At 51.4% G+C, this 19,271-nt stretch carries 15 protein-coding genes; 1 reads left to right on the forward strand and 14 read right to left on the reverse strand.

All coding sequences use genetic code 11. From position 1 onward, the window contains the following. Positions 1 to 88: 88 nt before the first annotated feature. From DNH61_RS27270 to DNH61_RS15205, 7 genes are all read right to left on the reverse strand, one after another. A complete protein-coding gene (locus DNH61_RS27270) occupies positions 89 to 172 on the reverse strand; it encodes a putative holin-like toxin (protein WP_220036946.1) in 84 nt (27 codons plus the stop codon). 270 nt (positions 173 to 442) lie between these two features. Further along, positions 443 to 2,881: a beta-glucosidase family protein gene (locus tag DNH61_RS15180; RefSeq protein ID WP_111147531.1), complete on the reverse strand. Its 2,439-nt coding sequence runs from the start codon at positions 2,879 to 2,881 to the stop codon at positions 443 to 445. A gap of 204 nt (positions 2,882 to 3,085) precedes the next feature. Beyond that, positions 3,086 to 4,102, reverse strand: coding sequence for a glycosyltransferase family 2 protein (locus tag DNH61_RS15185; RefSeq protein ID WP_111147532.1), 1,017 nt, complete (start codon positions 4,100 to 4,102; stop codon positions 3,086 to 3,088). 25 nt (positions 4,103 to 4,127) lie between these two features. Continuing rightward, positions 4,128 to 4,742, reverse strand: coding sequence for a hypothetical protein (locus DNH61_RS15190; protein WP_111147533.1), 615 nt, complete (start codon positions 4,740 to 4,742; stop codon positions 4,128 to 4,130). Between the two features lie 30 nt (positions 4,743 to 4,772). Further along, positions 4,773 to 7,196, reverse strand: coding sequence for a beta-glucosidase (locus tag DNH61_RS15195; protein ID WP_111147534.1), 2,424 nt, complete (start codon positions 7,194 to 7,196; stop codon positions 4,773 to 4,775). A gap of 81 nt (positions 7,197 to 7,277) precedes the next feature. Next, positions 7,278 to 10,139, reverse strand: a complete 2,862-nt coding sequence (locus tag DNH61_RS15200; protein ID WP_111147535.1) for a glycoside hydrolase family 3 protein — start codon at positions 10,137 to 10,139, stop codon at positions 7,278 to 7,280. A gap of 194 nt (positions 10,140 to 10,333) precedes the next feature. Then, entirely contained in the window at positions 10,334 to 11,212 is an 879-nt protein-coding gene (locus tag DNH61_RS15205) for a LysR family transcriptional regulator (protein ID WP_111147536.1), read from the reverse strand. Between the two features lie 106 nt (positions 11,213 to 11,318). On the opposite strand from DNH61_RS15205, the gene glf reads away from it, so the two are divergent. Next, a complete protein-coding gene (glf, locus tag DNH61_RS15210) occupies positions 11,319 to 12,419 on the forward strand; it encodes a UDP-galactopyranose mutase (RefSeq protein WP_111147537.1) in 1,101 nt (366 codons plus the stop codon). Positions 12,420 to 12,466: 47 nt separating this feature from the next. On the opposite strand, the gene DNH61_RS15215 is transcribed toward glf, so the two are convergent. From DNH61_RS15215 to DNH61_RS15245, 7 genes are all read right to left on the reverse strand, one after another. After that, positions 12,467 to 13,924: a family 43 glycosylhydrolase gene (locus tag DNH61_RS15215; protein WP_111147538.1), complete on the reverse strand. Its 1,458-nt coding sequence runs from the start codon at positions 13,922 to 13,924 to the stop codon at positions 12,467 to 12,469. Between the two features lie 328 nt (positions 13,925 to 14,252). Continuing rightward, positions 14,253 to 15,887, reverse strand: a complete 1,635-nt coding sequence (groL, locus tag DNH61_RS15220; protein ID WP_111147539.1) for a chaperonin GroEL — start codon at positions 15,885 to 15,887, stop codon at positions 14,253 to 14,255. Positions 15,888 to 16,034: 147 nt separating this feature from the next. After that, a complete protein-coding gene (gene groES / locus DNH61_RS15225; protein WP_111147540.1) occupies positions 16,035 to 16,316 on the reverse strand; it encodes a co-chaperone GroES in 282 nt (93 codons plus the stop codon). Between the two features lie 245 nt (positions 16,317 to 16,561). Next, positions 16,562 to 17,359, reverse strand: a complete 798-nt coding sequence (gene tatC / locus DNH61_RS15230; RefSeq protein ID WP_342771446.1) for a twin-arginine translocase subunit TatC — start codon at positions 17,357 to 17,359, stop codon at positions 16,562 to 16,564. A gap of 53 nt (positions 17,360 to 17,412) precedes the next feature. Beyond that, the gene (locus DNH61_RS15235; protein WP_111147541.1) at positions 17,413 to 17,643 is read right to left on the reverse strand and encodes a twin-arginine translocase TatA/TatE family subunit; all 231 of its coding nucleotides are present in this window, start codon (positions 17,641 to 17,643) and stop codon (positions 17,413 to 17,415) included. Between the two features lie 82 nt (positions 17,644 to 17,725). Next, the gene (locus DNH61_RS15240; protein ID WP_425452253.1) at positions 17,726 to 18,757 is read right to left on the reverse strand and encodes a molybdopterin-binding protein; all 1,032 of its coding nucleotides are present in this window, start codon (positions 18,755 to 18,757) and stop codon (positions 17,726 to 17,728) included. Further along, the gene (locus DNH61_RS15245; protein WP_111147543.1) at positions 18,747 to 19,247 is read right to left on the reverse strand and encodes a MogA/MoaB family molybdenum cofactor biosynthesis protein; all 501 of its coding nucleotides are present in this window, start codon (positions 19,245 to 19,247) and stop codon (positions 18,747 to 18,749) included. Before DNH61_RS15245 ends, DNH61_RS15240 begins: the two co-directional genes overlap by 11 nt. Between the last annotated feature and the right edge of the window lie 24 nt (positions 19,248 to 19,271).

Consider the following 19,271-nt stretch of genomic DNA (forward strand, 5'->3'; position numbering starts at 1 on the left):
ACCCCAAGTACACAGCCGCTTGCTAAGGGCGGTTGGCTTTTACACGGTAACGATCCACAGTAGACCGCATACCTTTGCAGAGGGCGGTCTACTTCTTTTTATCGAAAGAAAGTACCATCACAACCAGTGTCGCAAATGAAATCATCAGCGTCAAAGCTTGATGTACCTCCATGACCTCTCACCTCCCCTCCGGGAGAATAGCTGACCGCCCAATGCCAGCCATCTATGTACTTACTTATTAGTATAACATTTTACATCTGATTATGGTTACTTTTCCCAATTTTAGAAGTTGTCCTTACAAAAAAAATATTTTTACTGCCCGCCAATAAGCCTGAAACGGCTTGTCTGGCCTGTCCAGAGCTGCTGCCGTCCCTCCCTCCGCAGTCCCCATACAAAAAAGAGACACGAATAATCCGCTAAGATTACTCGTGCCCTGAATTCATTACTCCACTGCCGGAACCTCTAGCCCTGTTCCTGGCCGCTTCTTGCTCTTCCTGAATGCTCTTATCAGATGAATGAGTCCCTTGAAGAAATGTCCGTTCACCATCAGCAGCAAGCCATCAACCATCGGCATGGTTACGATCCCTGCCGTCATCCTGTTAATCCCTCTGAACGGCAGATAATAGACAGACATCATAATTAGATTAGCCGTGCTTCTCTTGCCGATCTTCTTCAGGAACCAATAAGCGAAGACGACGGCCAGGAAGATGAATCTGCCGAAGACTCCCTTGGCATACTGGCACTGCTCGATGGTATCGTTATAGCCAAGCGGCTGCTCACGGTCCCAGGTGGACACCGGCACCTGCCGTCCCAGCAGATGCTCAAATTCCTCTACCGGAACATTCGCTACCCTGCCGGAGTAGTACGACGGGTACTTGTGCTTGTCATACGGAAGCGGTGCGCCGGTCCCTTGGACCCAGAGCTTGCCGGTAAGCCTAATATCTGCGCTTGAGGCGCCGACCATTATCCGGTAATCGGCCTCCTCGATTTCCCACTCGTTCGTCTTCACGTTGAAATAACGGAATGTCTTATCATCAAATGGAATGGTTACCGTCTTGGTTTCCCCGGCATTAATAAATACCTTCTTGAAGCCTTTCAGTTCTTTAGCTGGTCTGAAGATCGCATCCGATTCACAGCCGACATACAGCTGGGCGACCTCCATACCCGCCACCTTCCCGGTATTAGTGAGTGAGAATGTGACCCCGTGATGATCCACCCGGATATCCGAGTAATCAAATGTGGTGTAGCTGAGCCCGTAACCGAAAGGGAACAGAACCTCAACATTAGCCGTATCATAATAACGGTAGCCAATAAACAGACCTTCTCTGTATTCCACACTAGTTTCACCACCGGGAAAATAACGGCTGGAAGGTGTATCCTCATACCGCAGCGGGTAGGTTTCGGCTAGTTTGCCCGAAGGATTCACATCTCCCGACAGCACTCTAAGAATCGCTCTCGCCCCAGCCTGCCCGCCCAGATAACCGTGCAGCAGTCCCTTAACCTGATCGATCCAAGGCATTTCCACCGCGGAGCCGCAGGACAGAATCGCCACGATGTTCGGGTTCACTTCATGAATGGCATGGAGCAGTTCAATCTGGTTTGCGGGAATCTTCATATTATGCCTGTCCAGTCCATCGGCCTCCGTCACTTCATCCAGCCCGATATACAGCAGTACGACATCAGCTTGGCTGGCGAGCTTGCTAGCCTTTTCTATCTTGTCCTTATTGGTCTTTCCATAACGGTCAAAGCCGGGTTCATAACCGATACTAACCAGGCCGGATTCCTCGAAGCAGTCCATGGTATGGTCGAGTATCGTCGGATTAACGAGCGAAGAGCCCGCCCCCTGATACCGGGCATTCTGGGCAAAGTCGCCTATAACGGCAACCTTCTGGCCGAATTTGAGCGGCAGGATTTGATCCTTGTTCTTGAGCAGCACGATAGACTCTTCCGCAACCTTCTGGGATACCCGGTGATGTCGTTCCTCTTGAAACTTCAGATACGGCTTCTGAAACGCCTCTTCCGTTGTGAAAATCAGATCAAGCAGCCGGTCGACACATTCATTCAGCTGTTCCTCCTGAATCCTGCCGCTTCGTACAGCCTCTATAATCTCTTCGTTGGTTTCGCCTCTTGTGGTCGGCATCTCCAGCTCGTTGCCGGCAAGCAAGCCGGCCACCCTGTCATTGCCTGCGCCCCAGTCGGTGACGACGGTACCTGTGTAGCCCCATTCCTTCCGGAGGATATCCTGCATGAGATGCATGTTCTCATTCGTGTAGCTACCGTTCAACCGGTTATAGGAGGTCATGATCGCCTTCGTCTTGCCTTCCTTGACAGCGATTTCGAAGGCGGTCAAATAGATTTCTCTGAGCGTTCTCTCATCGACGACCGCATCGATGGACATCCGCCGCTTCTCCTGATTATTAGCGGCAAAATGCTTCACACAAGCGGAAATCCCCCGCGATTGTATTCCTCTTATATAGCCTGCAGCCATTTTGCCGGCAAGATAAGGGTCTTCGCTGTAATACTCGAAATTTCTGCCGCACAGCGGGTTTCGCTTCATGTTGACACCGGGTCCAAGCAGAACGTTTACCTTATGGGATAACGCCTCGTCGCCAAGATATTCTCCAACCTTCTCGCCGAGCTCGATATTCCAGCTGTTTGCCACAGTTGCTGCGGTCGGATAACAGGTAGCCGGAAACCCTGCATTCAGGCCCAGCTTGCTCGCTGCTGCCGCCTGCTTTCGGATTCCGTGCGGACCATCGGCAAAGAAGATGCTCTTGATGCCTAGGCGTTCAATCTCTTTCGTTTGCCATATATCTTTACCCGACATTAAATAAGCTTTTTCCTGCAGTGTCATCTTCTCAATGATGTCTTTATATTTCATCCGCTGATCCTCTTTTTTAGAGTGTGCCTTATATAGAATCGTAGACATAAGAGTATTCTACAATAGATTCTATACATTTACTAACCGATTCTCTTAACATGCAATTAGGCTTTTGTATCCAGCGATTCTTTGCAAAGTGAAGAAAACAGGAAACTCATTCGTTTCCTGTTTTCGGTTGCCGCGCGAAGGCGGTGAGTATGGGGTTTAATTAAAACCGATAATTTTTTGCGATACTTTATAGGCGCCGACCGAAATACTCCGCCCGAAACGTCCCGGCAGATGGATGAGATTTCCCAGCAAGCCATACCTTAATTTATGATACAGCTCTGAATCTCTATCTCTGAGATACCGCCATAGATCTTTTTTCTTCTGCAGATTTTCCTTCGTGCCCGAACGGATTAACAAGATGGCGGAAATGACCGTGACGATTTCCAGATGGTGGAGCAAGTAACGCTTCAGCTTGGGATTGTCGATCCTCTCAAGCTGCACCTGCTCGATCATCAGCTTATTAACTTTTATCTGCTGGTCGATTCGGCGGATCATGACGCTTTCGTTCACCGACTGATCCTCTCTGCCGATGTAATAGCGATACAAATCAACGTTCAAATAATAGATCCTCTTGACGTGCTCAAGCGGTTTGTACACATACAGGTTATCGACGTAGAAAGTGTGCTTCGGCAGCTCTAATCCGCAGTCCCGGAGCAGCTGTGTCCGGTAGATGATCGAATGCATCATCAGATACTGGCCTTTGCCGAAATACTCGGTATCATCCCAATGAAATACCTTGTTCTCGGGAAGAACATTTTCGTATTTCATCACTTTCTTGTACTTCGCGCCTTCCTTCTCATAAACGAAATTGCTGATCAGCATATCAACCGGATTGTTCTCTTCGGCAAAACTCCGCAAGAGCCGCAGTACCTTGTCATAGGCTCTCATATCCACCCAGTCATCGCTGTCCACAACCTTGAAGAACAGTCCGGTCGCATGCCTAAGGCCGGCATTCACAGCCTCCCCGTGACCGCCGTTCTGCTGATGGATCACCTTCACAATAGCCGGAAATCTTCTAGCATAATCGTCCGCAATCTCTGCCGTTGCGTCTGCAGATCCGTCGTTGACGATCAGAAGCTCGACATCTTCCCGGCCTGGCAGGAGAGACTCAATGCAAACTCTCATATACTCTTGAGAATTATAACAAGGGATTACTACTGACAAGAGTTTCATGTTATACAACCTTCTTTGCTGGTAATCATTTTTGCTTAAAGATGATCTTCAGGATCGGGTAGAAAATCCAGAAGGAGATTGCGCTGTTGATAATCATCGTGATAACGTCTGCGGTCGTTTCACCAACAGAGCCCATGCCCCATGTGTTCATGAACAAGTTGTAAATCGGGGCTTTGTAGAAGCCCTGGGCCGCAGCAGCACCAATTGTAATCAGAATATAAGCAACGAGGTACCAGAAGGCAGCCTTCCAGATATTCGTGTTGGACTTGAACGTAATCTTCCGCTGGGCAAAGAAGTTGATCACCTGAGCGATCGCGATTGTTACCTGTACGGCGAGAAAATAGGCAAGCCCGCCGCCGCCGCCCGCAGACAAGGCCCCTGCAGCGTAATCGAATACGTAATAAGGCGTTCCATCGAAGTTCTGCCCGAACTGCAAGGTCTGGAAATTAATCTGGACCAGCGAGGTTTTTGCAAAAATCATCTTGAATAAGGGCATCAACACCAGCTGTAAAACGGTAATCCCGTTGCTCAGCATGAAGAACACAATGAATTGCGCGGTATTCGGATGCTTCTCTTTATATCTTGTCCAGAAACTGACCGGACCATCGATTAATCTCTTGAATCCTGTAGTATTACTCATAATACCCTCCTCCTGCCGCGGGAGCCAGTGTTACTTCTTACCTGTCGTGCTCCTGGCCAGCTTCTTTCTTTCCTTCATGAAATGACGGGCACCCTTGAAGAAATGTCCGTTAACAATCATTAAGATCCCGTCCAGCATCGGCATGCTGATCATACCGCCAGTCATCCGGGATACGCCTCTGAAAGGCATATGATAGACGGACATCATAATCAGATTTGCCGTATCTCGTTTGCCGGTTTTTCTCAGGAACCAGTAAGCAAAGGAAAGAAGCCGGAAGGCAAGTCTCGCCAATCCGCCCTTGGCATACTGGCACTGCGCAATCGTGTCGTTATACCCGAGGGGCCTGGTGCGGTCCCAGGTGGATACCGGCACTTTGCGGCCAAGCAGGGCTTCAAATTCACCGATTTCCACGTAATTGGTTTTCCCGGAATAATAGGCCGGCAGCTGTTCCTTGTTATAAGGCAGCGGTGCTCCTGTACCTTCCACGAACAGGGTACCCTCCAGTCTAATGTCCGAGACCGATGCGCCAATCATAACCGAGTAGTTCGCTTCTTCAACTTCCCACTTGTTGGTCTTGACATTAAAGTAACGGAACGTTTTGTCATCAAATGCGATGGTTACACGCTGCTGTTCCCCCGCGCGCAGGAATACCTTGACAAAGCCCTTCAATTCCTTGGCTGGCCTGAAGATCGAATCGGACTGGCAGCCTACATACAGTTGGGCAATTTCCATACCGTCCCTATCGCCCGTATTGGTCAAGGTAAAGCTGACGCCATCCTGGCCAATCTCAATGCCGGAGTATTCAAAGGTTGTATAACTTAGACCGTATCCGAAGGGAAAACGGACGTTCACGTCTGCAGTATCGAAATACCGGTAACCGATGAACAGCCCCTCCCTGTACTCCACGCTGACCTCCTTGCCGGGGAAATACCGGTAAGATGGTGTGTCCTCATAGCGGATCGGGTACGATTCAGCCAGCTTGCCCGATGGATTCGTCTCGCCGGACAATATCCGCAGGACAGCCTTTGCGCCCGCCTGACCGCTTAAATAAGCATGCAGCAGGCCTTTCACCTTATCGATCCACGGCATTTCCACTACCGAGCCGCAGGAGAGAACCACTACAATGTTCGGGTTCACACGGTACAGCGCATCCAGCAGGTCGATTTGATTCTGGGGAATCATCGCGTTTTGCCGGTCCAGACCCTCCGCTTCGGTTACTTCATCCAAACCCATATATAATAGAACGACTTCAGCCTGTCCGGCCAGTTCAACTGCTTTCGCTATCTTGCTCTTGCTTGGTTTGCCATAACGTTCATAGCCGGGCTCGTAACCGATCATCGTAATGCCCGATTCTTCAAATCCGGCTAGCGCATGGTCCAGCTTCGTTGGATTAACGATCGAGGAGCCGGCGCCCTGATATCGGGACTTCTCCGCAAATTCGCCAATGACGGCTGCTTTGACGCCCTTCTTCAGCGGCAGAATCTGATCTTCATTCTTAAGCAGCACGATCGACTCTTCCGCGGCCTTCTGCGCCACGCTGTGATGCTCTTCCATGTCAAACTCTTGCTTGTACGGCTTGGCGTATACTTCTTCTGTCGTAAAGATTAGATCAAGCATTCGGTCTACGGCTTCATCGAGCAGTTCTTCCTTGATCGTACCGTTCTTGATGGCCTCAATAATTTCCCGATTTGTTTCCCCTGCTGTTCCCGGCATCTCAAGCTCATTGCCGGCAATCAGCCCCGCGACGCGGTCGTTGCTGCCTCCCCAGTCTGTTACGACAACACCCTGGAAATCCCATTCATCACGCAGGATATCCCGCATAATATGGTTGTTTTCATTAGTGTGTACACCATTCAGCATGTTGTAGGCGGACATGACTGACTTCGTTTCCCCTTCCTTCACCGCAATCTCGAAGGCGGTAAGATAGATTTCACGAAGCGTTCTTTCATCTACGATGGTATCGATAACCATACGTCTTTCTTCCTGGTTGTTCACGGCAAAATGCTTCACGCATGCTGAAATGCCGTGCGCTTGAATTCCCCGGATCATCCCCGCAGCCAATTTGCCCGCCAGATACGGATCCTCGCTGAAATATTCGAAATTTCGGCCGGCTAACGGATTTCTCTTCATATTAATACCGGGACCAAGCAGCACGTTTACCTTCTGGGCGACTGCTTCTCTGCCCAAGTAATCACCGATGGTCTCCGCCAGCTGTTCGTTCCAGCTGTTAGCTAATGTGGCAGCTGTCGGAAAGCAGGTCGCAGGCAAGCTTTCGTTCAGGCCCAGATGGTCCGCAGCTTCCGCCTGCTTCCGGATGCCATGCGGCCCGTCTGCAAGGAAGATACTGTTAATGCCAAGGCGCTGAATGTCCTGCGTTTGCCAGAAATCCTTGCCTGACATTAACGATGCCTTTTCCTCCAACGTCATCTTGTCGATTAGTTCTTTATATTTCATCGTATGGTCCTCTTTTTAACTTTGGCGGTACCCTCCTACGAAGTACCGCCAAAGAGTTATTTTGAAATTAAGATTCCGTCATTACGCAGCAGCAGGAGCAGCAGGCTTGCGCTTGCGGAAGACAAAGTAGAAGCCCGCGATAATTCCGAGTGCTACAACAATGTCAACAATAATGGTGATGACCATCCACTGAGGCATATCTGTACTGCTTCTGTTCTCGATGCCATTGCTGTTCGCAACAGTATAAAGCACGTTATGCGCGTTTTCTCTAAGCGCCCACAGCGCATCGTTGCTCTTCTCATTGATCGTCGGCACACCGAACGGCGCCACCCCAGTCAAGAGAATATCGTTGCCGCTGCGGAAGGCCAGATCAGCGATCATATACGGATAGCTAGGCTGAATGAAGAAGTCCGTATTGACGATTCCCTTAAAGCCCCACTCGTTGCGGAGTACTTCCTTCAGCAGAGCGGAGCTTGCACCCGCCCAGGTGTTGCCAATGCTATTAAAGCCGGACATCGCACCGTGTGCGTCGCCTTCTTTGACAGCATACTCGAAGCCTCTCAGGTAAATCTCACGCATTGCCTGCTCGTTGCTCCAGGTCAGAACGCCTTTAACGCGGTTATTCTCCTGATCGTTAAGTGCAAAGTGCTTCATATAAGCGATCCCGCCGTGGCTTTGATAGCCTTTGGTAACCTCGGCAGCGAATTTACCGGACAGCAGACCATCTTCGGAATAATATTCGAAGTTTCTTCCGCTGAAAGCGGTACGATGGATGTTAACTCCCGGTGCATACCAGCCCGTAACGTTATACGCTACTGCTTCCGCTCCTACCGCCTCGCCCATCGCCTTGGCAAGCTCGATGTTCCAGGTTTGAGCAAGCATAGTCTCTGAAGGGAAGGCAACTCCAGACATCGGATCCTTGGACAGAAGTGCGCTGATGCCTGCTGGACCGTCATAATCGACTGTTGCCGGTTTGCCGACAGATGTGACTTCAAGCGTCCGGTAGCCGCCCAGTGTTCCGAGCGATACCAGGTCACTGACGGACATCTGGTCAAGCAGGTCGTTCCAGCTCTCGTCATTGTAGTCAACACCAACATAGTCACTTAGCTTCTTGCCATTATCAGCACCTGTTGTCGGCGCATTCTCCTGCTTGTCCGCAGGGATGTCATAGCGCTTGCTGTTGATATAGTCGACGAACGCAGCGTCAACAATTGTTCCTCTGACCTGCTGGGACTCGCCCTCTTCAGTCGCCACGGTGTACGTGTCGCTGGTCTTAAGCACGTCCATATTGGCAAAGCCGTCTTCTCTGGAAAGGTAGCTTTCGATACTTCCCATACCGGTTACCAAATCGTCGAACTGGTTGACAGCAGTCTGCTGATCGCTGGAACGGCCGTCCGTATTGTAGACAACCTCAGCGAGTGTCTGTGAAGCTACGTCAGCGATCTTGTCGTGCGAGTTCTTCATAAGAAGCAGCTGATATTCGCCTGCCTCGAGCACATACGATCCTGTGCTGCTGTAAGCTCCCTTGTAATCGTAAGAAGCCATGTCTTCCACTTTGAAGGTAAGTGTTACGGTCTCTGATTTGCCTGGCTCAAGCAGTCCCGTCTTTGCGAAAGCTGCCAGTTCAATGGAAGACTTCTCGATTTTCCCGGTGTATGGCGCGGAGTAATAGAGCTGAACAACCTCTTTACCTGCAACCGAGCCTGTGTTTGTGACATTTACCTGGGCCGAGATATCCGTATCGTTCCAGGTCAGACTGCCCGGCACGACTTCCTGGTTAAACGTCGTATAGCTAAGTCCATGGCCGAATGGGAACATGACCTTCTCGTCATAATTGATCGCACCCACTGCCGCAGCCGTTTCATAATAGCGATAGCCGATATAAATACCCTCGGAATAGTTAACGTACGTCAATGGGACATTATTCTTATCAGCGGCTAACGAATAGGAACCGTTGCCGTTGTCGATTACGTAGTTGTAGTCGCCAAAGTTCTGCATCGCTGGTGCGTCAAGCACATCGGCTGCGAACAGGTCCACTGTCTTACCGGACGGGTTAAGCTCACCGGCCAGCACTTTACCGAGCGAAGCGAAGCCTGTTTGACCAGGACCGGCAACCGTTACAATACTCTTGATCTGGCTGTAGTCTCTAACCCAGTCCAGTTCGAAGGTGTTCGAGCTGTTTACAACGAGAAGAATCTTGTTGAAGTGCTTCGTAACGGCATCAATCATGCCCAGTTCACGAGTGCTCAGCTCCAGGTAATGCTTGTTCGGGTCCAGATCATCCGGATTACCGAAACGCTCCCCGCTTGGCCCCATTGTGCTGCCGTTCGGGTCGTAGGTGTCCGGGCCATCCAGAACGGATGGAAGGTCTCTTCCTTCGCCGCCTGCGCGAGCGATGAAGATAACCGCAGTGTCGGAGAACTCCGCCGCCTGCTTCATTCTTTCCTCAGTGTAGAACTCCGAGGCCACAGGCTCTGGAATCGTCCAGTCATAGCCTTCAATACCGGATACCGGTCTCTTGATCCCGGTAGCAACATAGTCGTTATACAGCTGCTCGTTAATTTCAAATCCGGCTGCTTCGAGGCCGGCTTTCGGCGTTACAGCCGTCGATGCGTCTGCTGCGCCTGATCCGGAGCCGAGGTATACAGGAGCCGTAAAGCTCCAGCCGAACACGTTCACTTTCTTGTTCTCAGTCATAGGCAGCATGCTGTCATTATTCTGGAGAACGACAATCCCTTCGTCCGTAATAAGCTGGGTAATCTTCTCGGAATGGGCACGAGCCTCCTGCGCCTCCGGTGTTGTGATATCGATCTTGCTGAAGTAAGACGTGATGACGTCAGAGTAGTAAGCCAACGCAATGTTTGCCCCCACGCCAACAATCAACAACAAGGACAGCAGTGAACTCATGATGATACGAAACTTCTTCCTGCTCTTACCTGCCATATCTTTTTGCCCCCATTAAAATGTTTTAAAATCGCTTTCATGCATGACAATGAAAAATTGTGCGCGCTTTTTCGATTGCAAAAACAAGCTTACCGTATCTGTGTCGAAAGAAGAATAAACGAAAAGTTAGGGGGGTGTAACTTTTAGTTTAGTGAATAAAAAAAATCGTAATGATGCGATTATAGTTCACACCATCACGATTTGCTCTTATCTTTTATATAATTCCTGAATAAGGAAATTGCTGTTGTCTGAAATCCGTTTTTCCTGGTCATCAAATAGATATTTTGTGGAATATTCTCCCTGAATCTTATGACCTTCAGCTTGTCATTTTGCACAGCCTGTTCGATAAAATCAATAGACACTGCAACGAATCCGCTCATCTCGCACAGCCTGTGAGCCGTCAAGACACTGCCGTATTGATGCATCACATTCGGCGTAAAGCCTTGCTCCAGGCATTTCTCCACAAAGGCATGCTCTCTTCGCTTGTCAGTCGCCTTTACGATCAGCGGCTCGTTCTCCAGATCTGTGATCGATATCACATCCCTCGCCGCCAGCGGATGTTCTCGCGATACAACTGCCACCATCTCGCCTGTCGTGATCAAGTCCACATCGCAATTATCGAATTCGTCCGGGCCGAGCACAATGCCAATATCCACTTCGTCCTGCAGCATCTCATCCACCGGATATTCATCCGAGGATTCCCTCAGCTTGATCTTGATGTCGGGATATATTGCTGAGAAGCCGTACAGGTAATCGGCCGGCAGCTCCCAGGACGCGGAATATGTAACGACGATGTGCAGGCCGCCCTTCTTCCCGCTAAGAATGCTGATTTCCTTCTTGATATCCTCAAGCAGATAGCGGATATGCTTCGCACGGGCATGCAGCAGCTCGCCGGCTTCCGTCGCTTCCATCCCCCGCGGCCCCCTGGTGAACAGCTCAGCTTCAAGCTCCATCTCCAGCTGCTTGATCGTCTTGCTTATGCCCTGCGGTGTAATAAATAAGTCCTTGGCCGCAGCGCTGACGCTCTTCTTCTCGTAGACCTTGATGAAATACTCTAATGCCTCTATATTCATAGTTGCTTCCTTTCGATAGTTGCGGGCATAATAGTAACGTTAAGTATAGCATATATCCATATTAACGAATTGACATATTTATTGGATATTCATAAAGGAGACCCCTATGTATGATTACCTGGTCGTAGGCGCCGGACTGTTCGGAGCCGTCTTTGCTTACGAAGCGACTCAAAGAGGCAAACGCTGCCTGGTTATTGACAAGAGAGACCATATCGGCGGAAACGTATATACCGAAGAGGTGGAAGGGATCCATGTCCACAAATACGGCGCCCATATTTTCCATACCAACAGCAGGAAAATATGGGAGTACGTCAATCGTTTCGCTGATTTTAACCGTTATACCAACTCTCCGCTTGCGAATTATAAAGGCGAAATTTATAACCTGCCCTTCAATATGAACACATTCCACAAGCTCTGGGGCGCTGTTAAGCCCGAAGAAGCAAAGCAGATTATCGAAGACCAGAAGAAGGCCGCCGGAATCGTTAAACCCCGGAATCTTGAGGAGCAGGCGATCTCCCTGGTCGGTACCGATATCTACGAGAAGCTGATCAAGGGCTACACGGAGAAGCAGTGGGGAAGGTCCGCCAAGGATCTGCCGAGCTTTATCATTAACCGTCTGCCAGTCCGGTTCACCTACGACAACAACTACTTCAACGACCGCTATCAGGGCATTCCCATCGGCGGCTACCACGAGATTATTAAGAACATGCTGGATGGCATTGATGTCCGGTTGAACGTTGACTTCTTTGAAGAGCGCGAGCAGCTCACTGGTTTAGCCACGAAGACCGTCTTCACAGGAATGATCGACCAATACTACGGCTTCAGGTACGGCGTCCTCGAATACCGTAGCTTGAGGTTTGAGACCAGGGTTCTGGATATGGACAATTACCAAGGCAATGCTGTCGTCAACTTTACAGACGCGGACACGCCCTATACACGCATCATTGAACATAAGCACTTCGATTACGGCACCCAGCCCAAGACAGTTGTAACTGAAGAATATCCAATGGAATGGAAGCCGGGGCTTGAGCCTTACTATCCGATCAACGATGACAAGAACACCCATACCTTCAGGCAGTACAAGGAGCTGGCCGATCAGGAATCGAATGTCATATTTGGCGGCAGGTTAGCCTCGTATAAGTATTACGATATGCATCAGGTGATCGGAGAAGCCTTGACCACAATCCAAACTGAGTTTGGCGAATAATGGTTTCATGCAAAGGGGGAGTCGCGACTTGCGATTCGCCCCTTTATTTATGCCAGAACAAATGAACGAAAGTCCAATGCCCCACTGCCTTCGAATGTAAAATAAAGTGCCTGCTTTCCCTCTGGCATGCTTGTCTTCTCCGAGCTGTAATAAACAAATTCCTTGCTGGGATGAATGGGGATCCTTGAGAAAGGGTGCGAATGCAGGGCATTCGATACCAGCATGTACCCGGATGCGCTGCCGCGGACGCAGACCGATATTTTCCCCGTATCCCCCATTAAGAAATACTTGTAGCCCGCTGCCGCCCCGTTTCGCATATTCGCAATCAGCTGCGTCGGATTATCCTCCCTGTCCTTCCCGCTCTGGGTAAAATACGGATGTTCCCGAAACGTAATATTGCCAAAATAAACGCCGTATCTGCCTGCGCCCTTAGCCGACGTAAGATGGCATGCAATGCGGGACTCATACTCCCCCCTGCCTGCTAGAGGGCCATTATTTAACCCGCAGCTGGTCATCTCGACTTGAGCAATCGTCCCATCCTCTCGAATCTCGATCGGCTCCGCACAACCCTGCCTGGAATAATGGTGCCGATTGGTCTGCCTGTGATAAAAGACATACCACTGCTCTCCCACCTGGACAATGCTGCCATGATTGTTCCCGATGTAGTTATAAGCCTCTTGATCTGAGCTTCGGCCGCTCAGGTACAGATCCCCGTTACTGATAATGGTTCCTCCGTACTTAAAATCCCCGGTGGGGCTTGTGCTCGTCGCATAGCACAGCTCATGTCCATTGATGGAGGAGTAAATAAAGTAGTAGGTGTCCCTGATTTTCCGTATCGAGCTGGCCTCGAAAAATTCATGCCCTTCAAACCCGGTGCCTTCCGCTTCACCCGCCTTGGGAAATAGAAGCTTGGGTTCACCGGCGACCGTCTTCATGTCCGGCTCCAGCGGTATGACATACCCGCCATTGAATGATCGTTTCCTGCCTCTGGTCAGAAAAGCCGGCACTCCCCTCTTGGGAGCGAACCCGGAATACAAATATACGCTGCCGACATCATCCACCAGGACGCCAGGATCGAACAGCATCGGGTCTCCTTTCTTGTCCCACAGCTTGGTGCCATCCGGCAGACTGACATAACCGTAAAACTCATAGCTGCCTGCGGGCGTGTCGCATACGGCTACCCCCATGACACTGCTGAATGAAACCGTATAATACAAGTAGTATCTGCCATCTCTCCCCTGCGCGACATCGGGAGCAAACAGCTGGTAGAGCCCCAGCTTGTTCATTGGATCCTGCGTTTTCCTGTAGATGACGCCTTCGTACCGCCAATCGCTGAGATCGCTGACCGGCGCTGACCAGCAGACATAGTCATTCAGGCAGAACAGCTTTCCGTTAAACCGGTCATGGGAGCCGAAAACGTACAGCCGGTCCCCGAACACATAAGGCTCCCCGTCGGGTATATATTCGAAACTGGGCAAATAAGGGTTGAAGCATTGTTTATTCATGATGGTGTCCGTCCTAGTCCTAGTCTCCGCAAGTATACGGGACCGCTTTTTACAAGAGAAAGCGTATACAATCGTGTTTAATTTGGGAGCAAGGAAGCAGTAGATAGATAATACCCGACTTTAAGTTTAACCAACAAACACCTGGAGTGATATCAACCATTAGTTTGTTTGTCTAAACTTTTAGTTGCTGGGAGTATACGTCCACCTCACATCCGGGCAAACGCAAAGAAGCCTCCCCGAGCATTCGCTCGCAGGAAGCTTCTTCTTTAATATATGCAAATGCAATTTGGCTGTCGGACCTAGATGGCCGAAGGACATGTTGTCCTTCTTACATCATGCCGCCCATACCGCCCATGCCGCCCATGTCTGGCATGCCGCCGCCGCCTTTGTTCTCTTCAGGCTTGTCGGCAACAACTGCTTCAGTGGTCAGGAACATAGCCGCTACGGAAGCCGCGTTCTGCAGTGCGGAACGGGTAACCTTCGCAGGGTCAACGATACCTGCTTCGAACATGTTCACCCATGCGCCGGTTGCCGCGTTGTAGCCTACGCCAACCTTCTCGTTCTTCAGACGCTCTACGATAACAGAGCCTTCTTGGCCTGCGTTCGCAGCAATCGTGCGGATTGGCTCTTCGAGAGCGCGGAGCACGATGTTAACGCCTGTTTGCTCGTCGCCGTCAGCTTGAACAGCAGACACCGCGTTGTATACGTTAACCAGCGCTGTACCGCCACCGGAAACGATACCTTCTTCAACAGCAGCACGCGTGGAGTTCAGAGCGTCCTCGATGCGGAGCTTGCGCTCTTTCAGCTCAGTTTCGGTAGCTGCGCCAACCTTGATTACCGCTACGCCGCCAGCCAGCTTAGCCAGACGCTCCTGCAGCTTCTCACGGTCGAACTCGGAAGTTGTTTCTTCGAGCTGAGCCTTGATTTGGTTAACGCGGGAATCGATATCGTCCTTGTTGCCGTTGCCGTCAACCACGATCGTGTTCTCTTTCGTTACGCGTACTTGACGAGCGGAACCAAGCTGCTCAACCGTAGTCGACTTCAGCTCAAGGCCGAGCTCTTCGGTGATCACCTGGCCGCCAGTCAGGGCAGCGATATCCTGCAGCATCGCTTTGCGGCGGTCGCCGAAGCCAGGAGCTTTAACGCCTACGCATGTGAATGTGCCGCGCAGCTTGTTGACAACCAGCGTAGCCAGCGCTTCGCCTTCGATGTCTTCAGCAACGATAACCAGCTGCTTGCCGGATTGAACAACCTTCTCGAGAACCGGCAGGATCTCTTGAATGTTCGTGATTTTCTTGTCGGTGATCAGGATGTAAGGATTGTCAAGAACAGCTTCCATCTTGTCCGTATCCGTGATCATGTATGGAGAGATATATCCGCGGTCGAACTGCATGCCTTCAACCACTTCAAGCTCCGTAGCGAAGCCTTTGGATTCTTCTACTGTGATAACGCCGTCGTTGCCGACTTTCTCCATGGCTTCAGCAATCAGCTCGCCAACTTCGTCGTCAGCGGAGGAGATAGCTGCAACTTGTGCGATGGACTGCTTGCCTTCGATCGGCTTCGCGATTTGCTTCAGCTCTTCTACAGCGGCTTTAACAGCCTTCTCGATACCCTTGCGGATAACCATTGGGTTCGCGCCAGCCGTTACGTTCTTCAGACCTTCACGGATCATTGCTTGCGCAAGAACCGTCGCAGTCGTTGTACCGTCACCTGCTACGTCGTTGGTCTTCGTTGCAACTTCTTTAACCAGCTGTGCACCCATGTTCTCGAATGCATCTTCCAGCTCGATTTCCTTCGCGATGGATACACCATCGTTCGTGATCAGCGGGCTGCCGAATTTCTTCTCGAGTACTACGTTACGGCCTTTCGGTCCGAGTGTTACCTTAACCGCATTAGCAAGCGCGTCAACACCACGGAGCATTGCACGGCGAGCGTCTTCACTGAATTTAATTTCCTTAGCCATTCGTAAATAACCTCCTTGGATTTCAGTTCATGCCGGCATAACAGCCGGCTCATGTACAATGTGCGTCCCCGGACTTTCAATTCCTGCCCTTAAGAGGACCTCATTCTTGTGTGTATGTGTGTCGCATGACCAGCAGGTGCATGCGTCTTATCCGAAGATGGCGTGAATGTCGCTTTCCTTCATAATCAAATATTCTTTACCTTCGTATTTGATCTCCGTGCCTGCGTATTTGGAGAACAGGACGCGATCGCCTTCTTTTACTTCAAGCGGTACACGTGCGCCGTCTTTCAGCGACCCGCTTCCTACAGCGACAACTTTACCTTCCTGCGGCTTTTCCTTCGCCGTATCCGGCAGAACGATTCCGCTGGCAGTCGTCTCCTCTTTCGCGATCGGTTCAATCAATACGCGTTCACCCAAAGGTCTGATCATGAAAAATAGCCTCCTTTTAAAATGGTTCCTATGTCTGTTAGCACTCGACGTCGTCTAGTGCTAATAACCATTTTTATAATACTCAACTTGTAATCAGATTTCAAGTCCTTCGGCCGAAAATAAGGATAAATTTTCTTGCACTCGGCTCAGCTTGCTGTAACAGGCGCAAAAAAGCCAGACCGGCTGCCGGTCTGGCCTCATCACCACTGCATTTGATTCGCAGCTCAAACACTTGCCTCTGATCACTATTCCTCTTCGGGCTCGCTCATAGCGGACGCTCTATCCCGTTCCATCCGGCGATAAACCGAGACGGACAGATACACACTGAACTCATACAGCAGGATCAGCGGGAAAATAACGAGCAGGTCGGATACTACATCCGGCGGTGTCACAAGCACCCCTATGAAGACCAGCAGGAAGTAGGCCAGACGGCGCATCTTGCGCAGCCGGACCGGATTCAGGATGCCGAGCCTTGTCAGAAACATGATGACAATCGGCAGCTCGAAGAGCAGCGCAATCGGAATGACGATGTTGAACATAAAGGTGAAATACTGGATAACGCCGTAAGTCTCCTCCAGCCCCAGCTGTTCATTGATCTGCCTTGTGAAGCCGAATGCCAGCGGAAATACGACAAAATATGAGAATGCCAGGCCTGCCAGAAACATAAGCAGTGCGAACGGCACATAACGCAGCGTAGCCCGCTGTTCTCTCGGCTCCAGAGCCGGCTTAATGAAAGCCCACAGCTGATAGAAGCCGAACGGGATGACCAGAACAAGCGAGGTGACCAGCGCGAACTTCATATATAATCCAATGCCGTCCCAGAAGGAAAAGGCATGCAGCGCCAGATCCTTGGCCTGGTCGGTTGTTGTTAAGTATTCGTAAATAGGCTGAGCTGCCACCAGTCCGCCGATGAGACCCAGCACCAGGACCGCTCCTACGGCCAGCAGCCGCTTGCGCAGCTCCCCGATGTGTTCCATCAGCGACATCAGCTTGTGTTCATCGCTCAGCAGCCCGCCAAGCTTGTCCCGATTCGGACCTGCCAATCGTGTCACTTCCTTCCATCCGCTTGCACCTTCAAAAAAAAAGCGTATCCCGGTTACTCCGGAAGCCGCTTATTGTTTGTTTGATCATCCGACTCGGATCGGCTGACATCCACGCGCTTCTTGTCGCTGCGGTCATCATCTTCCATGATGTCCTTCGCACCATTCTTGAATTCCCTAAGCGTTCTTCCGAATGCTCTTCCAAGCTCCGGCAGCTTGCTTGGCCCGAACAACAGCAGGGCTACAAGAATCAACAGGATAAAACCAGTGGGTCCGATACTAGGCATGCTCTCCAACCTCCTTCATCTAAATAACTCACGCCGCTGTATATGGCAGCGCATGCCCGGTCAGGCTTGACAATGGGCAGGGTCAACAGCCGTGAAGGCCGCCGTAGCCCATGCTTACGATATCCCTCTTCGTGATCGTGTCTCCCGCGAGTATGCGCAGCAGAAGCACGTCGAATGAGGTATAGGGATCATGCATGACACAGCCTGGAAGCCCGAGAATCGGCACTCCCTGCAGATAGCCCATCAGCAGCATGGAGCCCGGTAGCATCGGGGTTCCGTAGCTGACGATCTCTGCTCCGGCTGCTTGGATAGCACCCGGTGTACGGTCATCCGGATCGACAGACATGCCGCCTGTAATTAATATCATATCATACCCTTGGCCTAGCAAATAGTGGATTTCGTTGACAATTACTTGTCGATCATCCGGCGCGAAGCGCTGCTCAGCCACTTCAGAGCCCAGCATCTCCAGCTTCGCCTTCACAGCCGGGCCGAATTTGTCCGTAATCCGTCCGCTGAAGACCTCGCCTCCAGTGGTCAGCAGACCTGCGCGAAGCTTGCGAAGCGGCCTCATCCGGATTGGACCGGCAGCGCCGTGCTGTTCCCGCCACTGCCTGGCAAGGGCTTCAACGGCCTCCACCTTCTCACGCTTAACCACCAGCGGAATGGCACGCGTAGCCGCCAGCGGCTGGCCTGCACCCACAACCGCATGGGTCCTGACAGTGGCAAGCGCGATCTCCCCAAGTGAGTTGATTTGATGCACCAGCTCCTCGGGAATGTCAGCGATGCCGGGCTCGTCAAGCGAGGAACGAAGCGTCACCTTGCCTTCATGCGTCCCGCTGCACGCAACGCCGTCGCCTGCCAGCGCCAGGGCCATCCGTTCCGCCGCTTCATCCTCATGCAGCTCGTCCTCGCCAAGCTCCATAACGTAGATATGCTCCTTACCGATATCAAGCAGTTTCGGAATGTCCGCTTCGGTGATCACGTACCCCCTCTTGAACAGCCGGCCCTTGAACTGGCCAGGGATAATCTGGGTCAGATCATGCGCCAGTGCCATGCCGACTGCTTCAGCCGACGGCACTTCACGAAGCACGGTTGTACGCTTGTTACCGTTCATCCGCATGCTCCCCGACACGGCCGGAAAGGATGGCAAGCGCGTGCGGCAGCTGGTCGATAATCGCCATCAGGTTCTCCTGCACGCCCTTCGGGCTTCCCGGCAGGTTGATAATAAGCGATTGACCCCGAAGCCCGGCAATGCCTCGTGACAGCATGGCTTGGCGTGTCTTCTGCAGGGAAGCCATGCGCATCGCTTCTGCAATGCCAGGCACCTGGCGGTCGATCACACGTATGGTCGCCTCCGGCGTCAAATCCCTGGCCGCAAGGCCTGTGCCCCCAGTCGTCAGCACCAGGTCTGCCTTATAATAATCCGTCATCTCGATTAGTGCTGCCATGATTTCATCCTGCTCATCCGGCACGATCCGGTAATCGACTATTTCCCCGCCGATCTCCTCTTCCACAAGCTCCCTGATGACCTGTGCGCTCGTGTCCTCCCGTTCGCCCCGCGAGCCCTTATCACTTGCCGTCAGTATTGCCACTTTCCAACGCATCGTCATCCCTCCCACCGTGACCTT

It is taken from the genome of Paenibacillus sambharensis (assembly GCF_003233845.1).
GTDB classification, from domain to species: domain Bacteria; phylum Bacillota; class Bacilli; order Paenibacillales; family Paenibacillaceae; genus Paenibacillus_I; species Paenibacillus_I sambharensis.

Coding starts and splice junctions, on each gene's coding strand:
- DNH61_RS27270 (WP_220036946.1), bottom strand. CDS start 172: ATGGAGGTACATCAAGCTTTGACGCTGATGATTTCATTTGCGACACTG.
- DNH61_RS15180 (WP_111147531.1), bottom strand. CDS start 2,881: ATGAAATATAAAGACATCATTGAGAAGATGACACTGCAGGAAAAAGCT.
- DNH61_RS15185 (WP_111147532.1), bottom strand. CDS start 4,102: ATGAAACTCTTGTCAGTAGTAATCCCTTGTTATAATTCTCAAGAGTAT.
- DNH61_RS15190 (WP_111147533.1), bottom strand. CDS start 4,742: ATGAGTAATACTACAGGATTCAAGAGATTAATCGATGGTCCGGTCAGT.
- DNH61_RS15195 (WP_111147534.1), bottom strand. CDS start 7,196: ATGAAATATAAAGAACTAATCGACAAGATGACGTTGGAGGAAAAGGCA.
- DNH61_RS15200 (WP_111147535.1), bottom strand. CDS start 10,139: ATGGCAGGTAAGAGCAGGAAGAAGTTTCGTATCATCATGAGTTCACTG.
- DNH61_RS15205 (WP_111147536.1), bottom strand. CDS start 11,212: ATGAATATAGAGGCATTAGAGTATTTCATCAAGGTCTACGAGAAGAAG.
- glf (WP_111147537.1), top strand. CDS start 11,319: ATGTATGATTACCTGGTCGTAGGCGCCGGACTGTTCGGAGCCGTCTTT.
- DNH61_RS15215 (WP_111147538.1), bottom strand. CDS start 13,924: ATGAATAAACAATGCTTCAACCCTTATTTGCCCAGTTTCGAATATATA.
- groL (WP_111147539.1), bottom strand. CDS start 15,887: ATGGCTAAGGAAATTAAATTCAGTGAAGACGCTCGCCGTGCAATGCTC.
- groES (WP_111147540.1), bottom strand. CDS start 16,316: ATGATCAGACCTTTGGGTGAACGCGTATTGATTGAACCGATCGCGAAA.
- DNH61_RS15235 (WP_111147541.1), bottom strand. CDS start 17,643: ATGCCTAGTATCGGACCCACTGGTTTTATCCTGTTGATTCTTGTAGCC.
- DNH61_RS15240 (WP_425452253.1), bottom strand. CDS start 18,757: ATGAACGGTAACAAGCGTACAACCGTGCTTCGTGAAGTGCCGTCGGCT.
- DNH61_RS15245 (WP_111147543.1), bottom strand. CDS start 19,247: ATGCGTTGGAAAGTGGCAATACTGACGGCAAGTGATAAGGGCTCGCGG.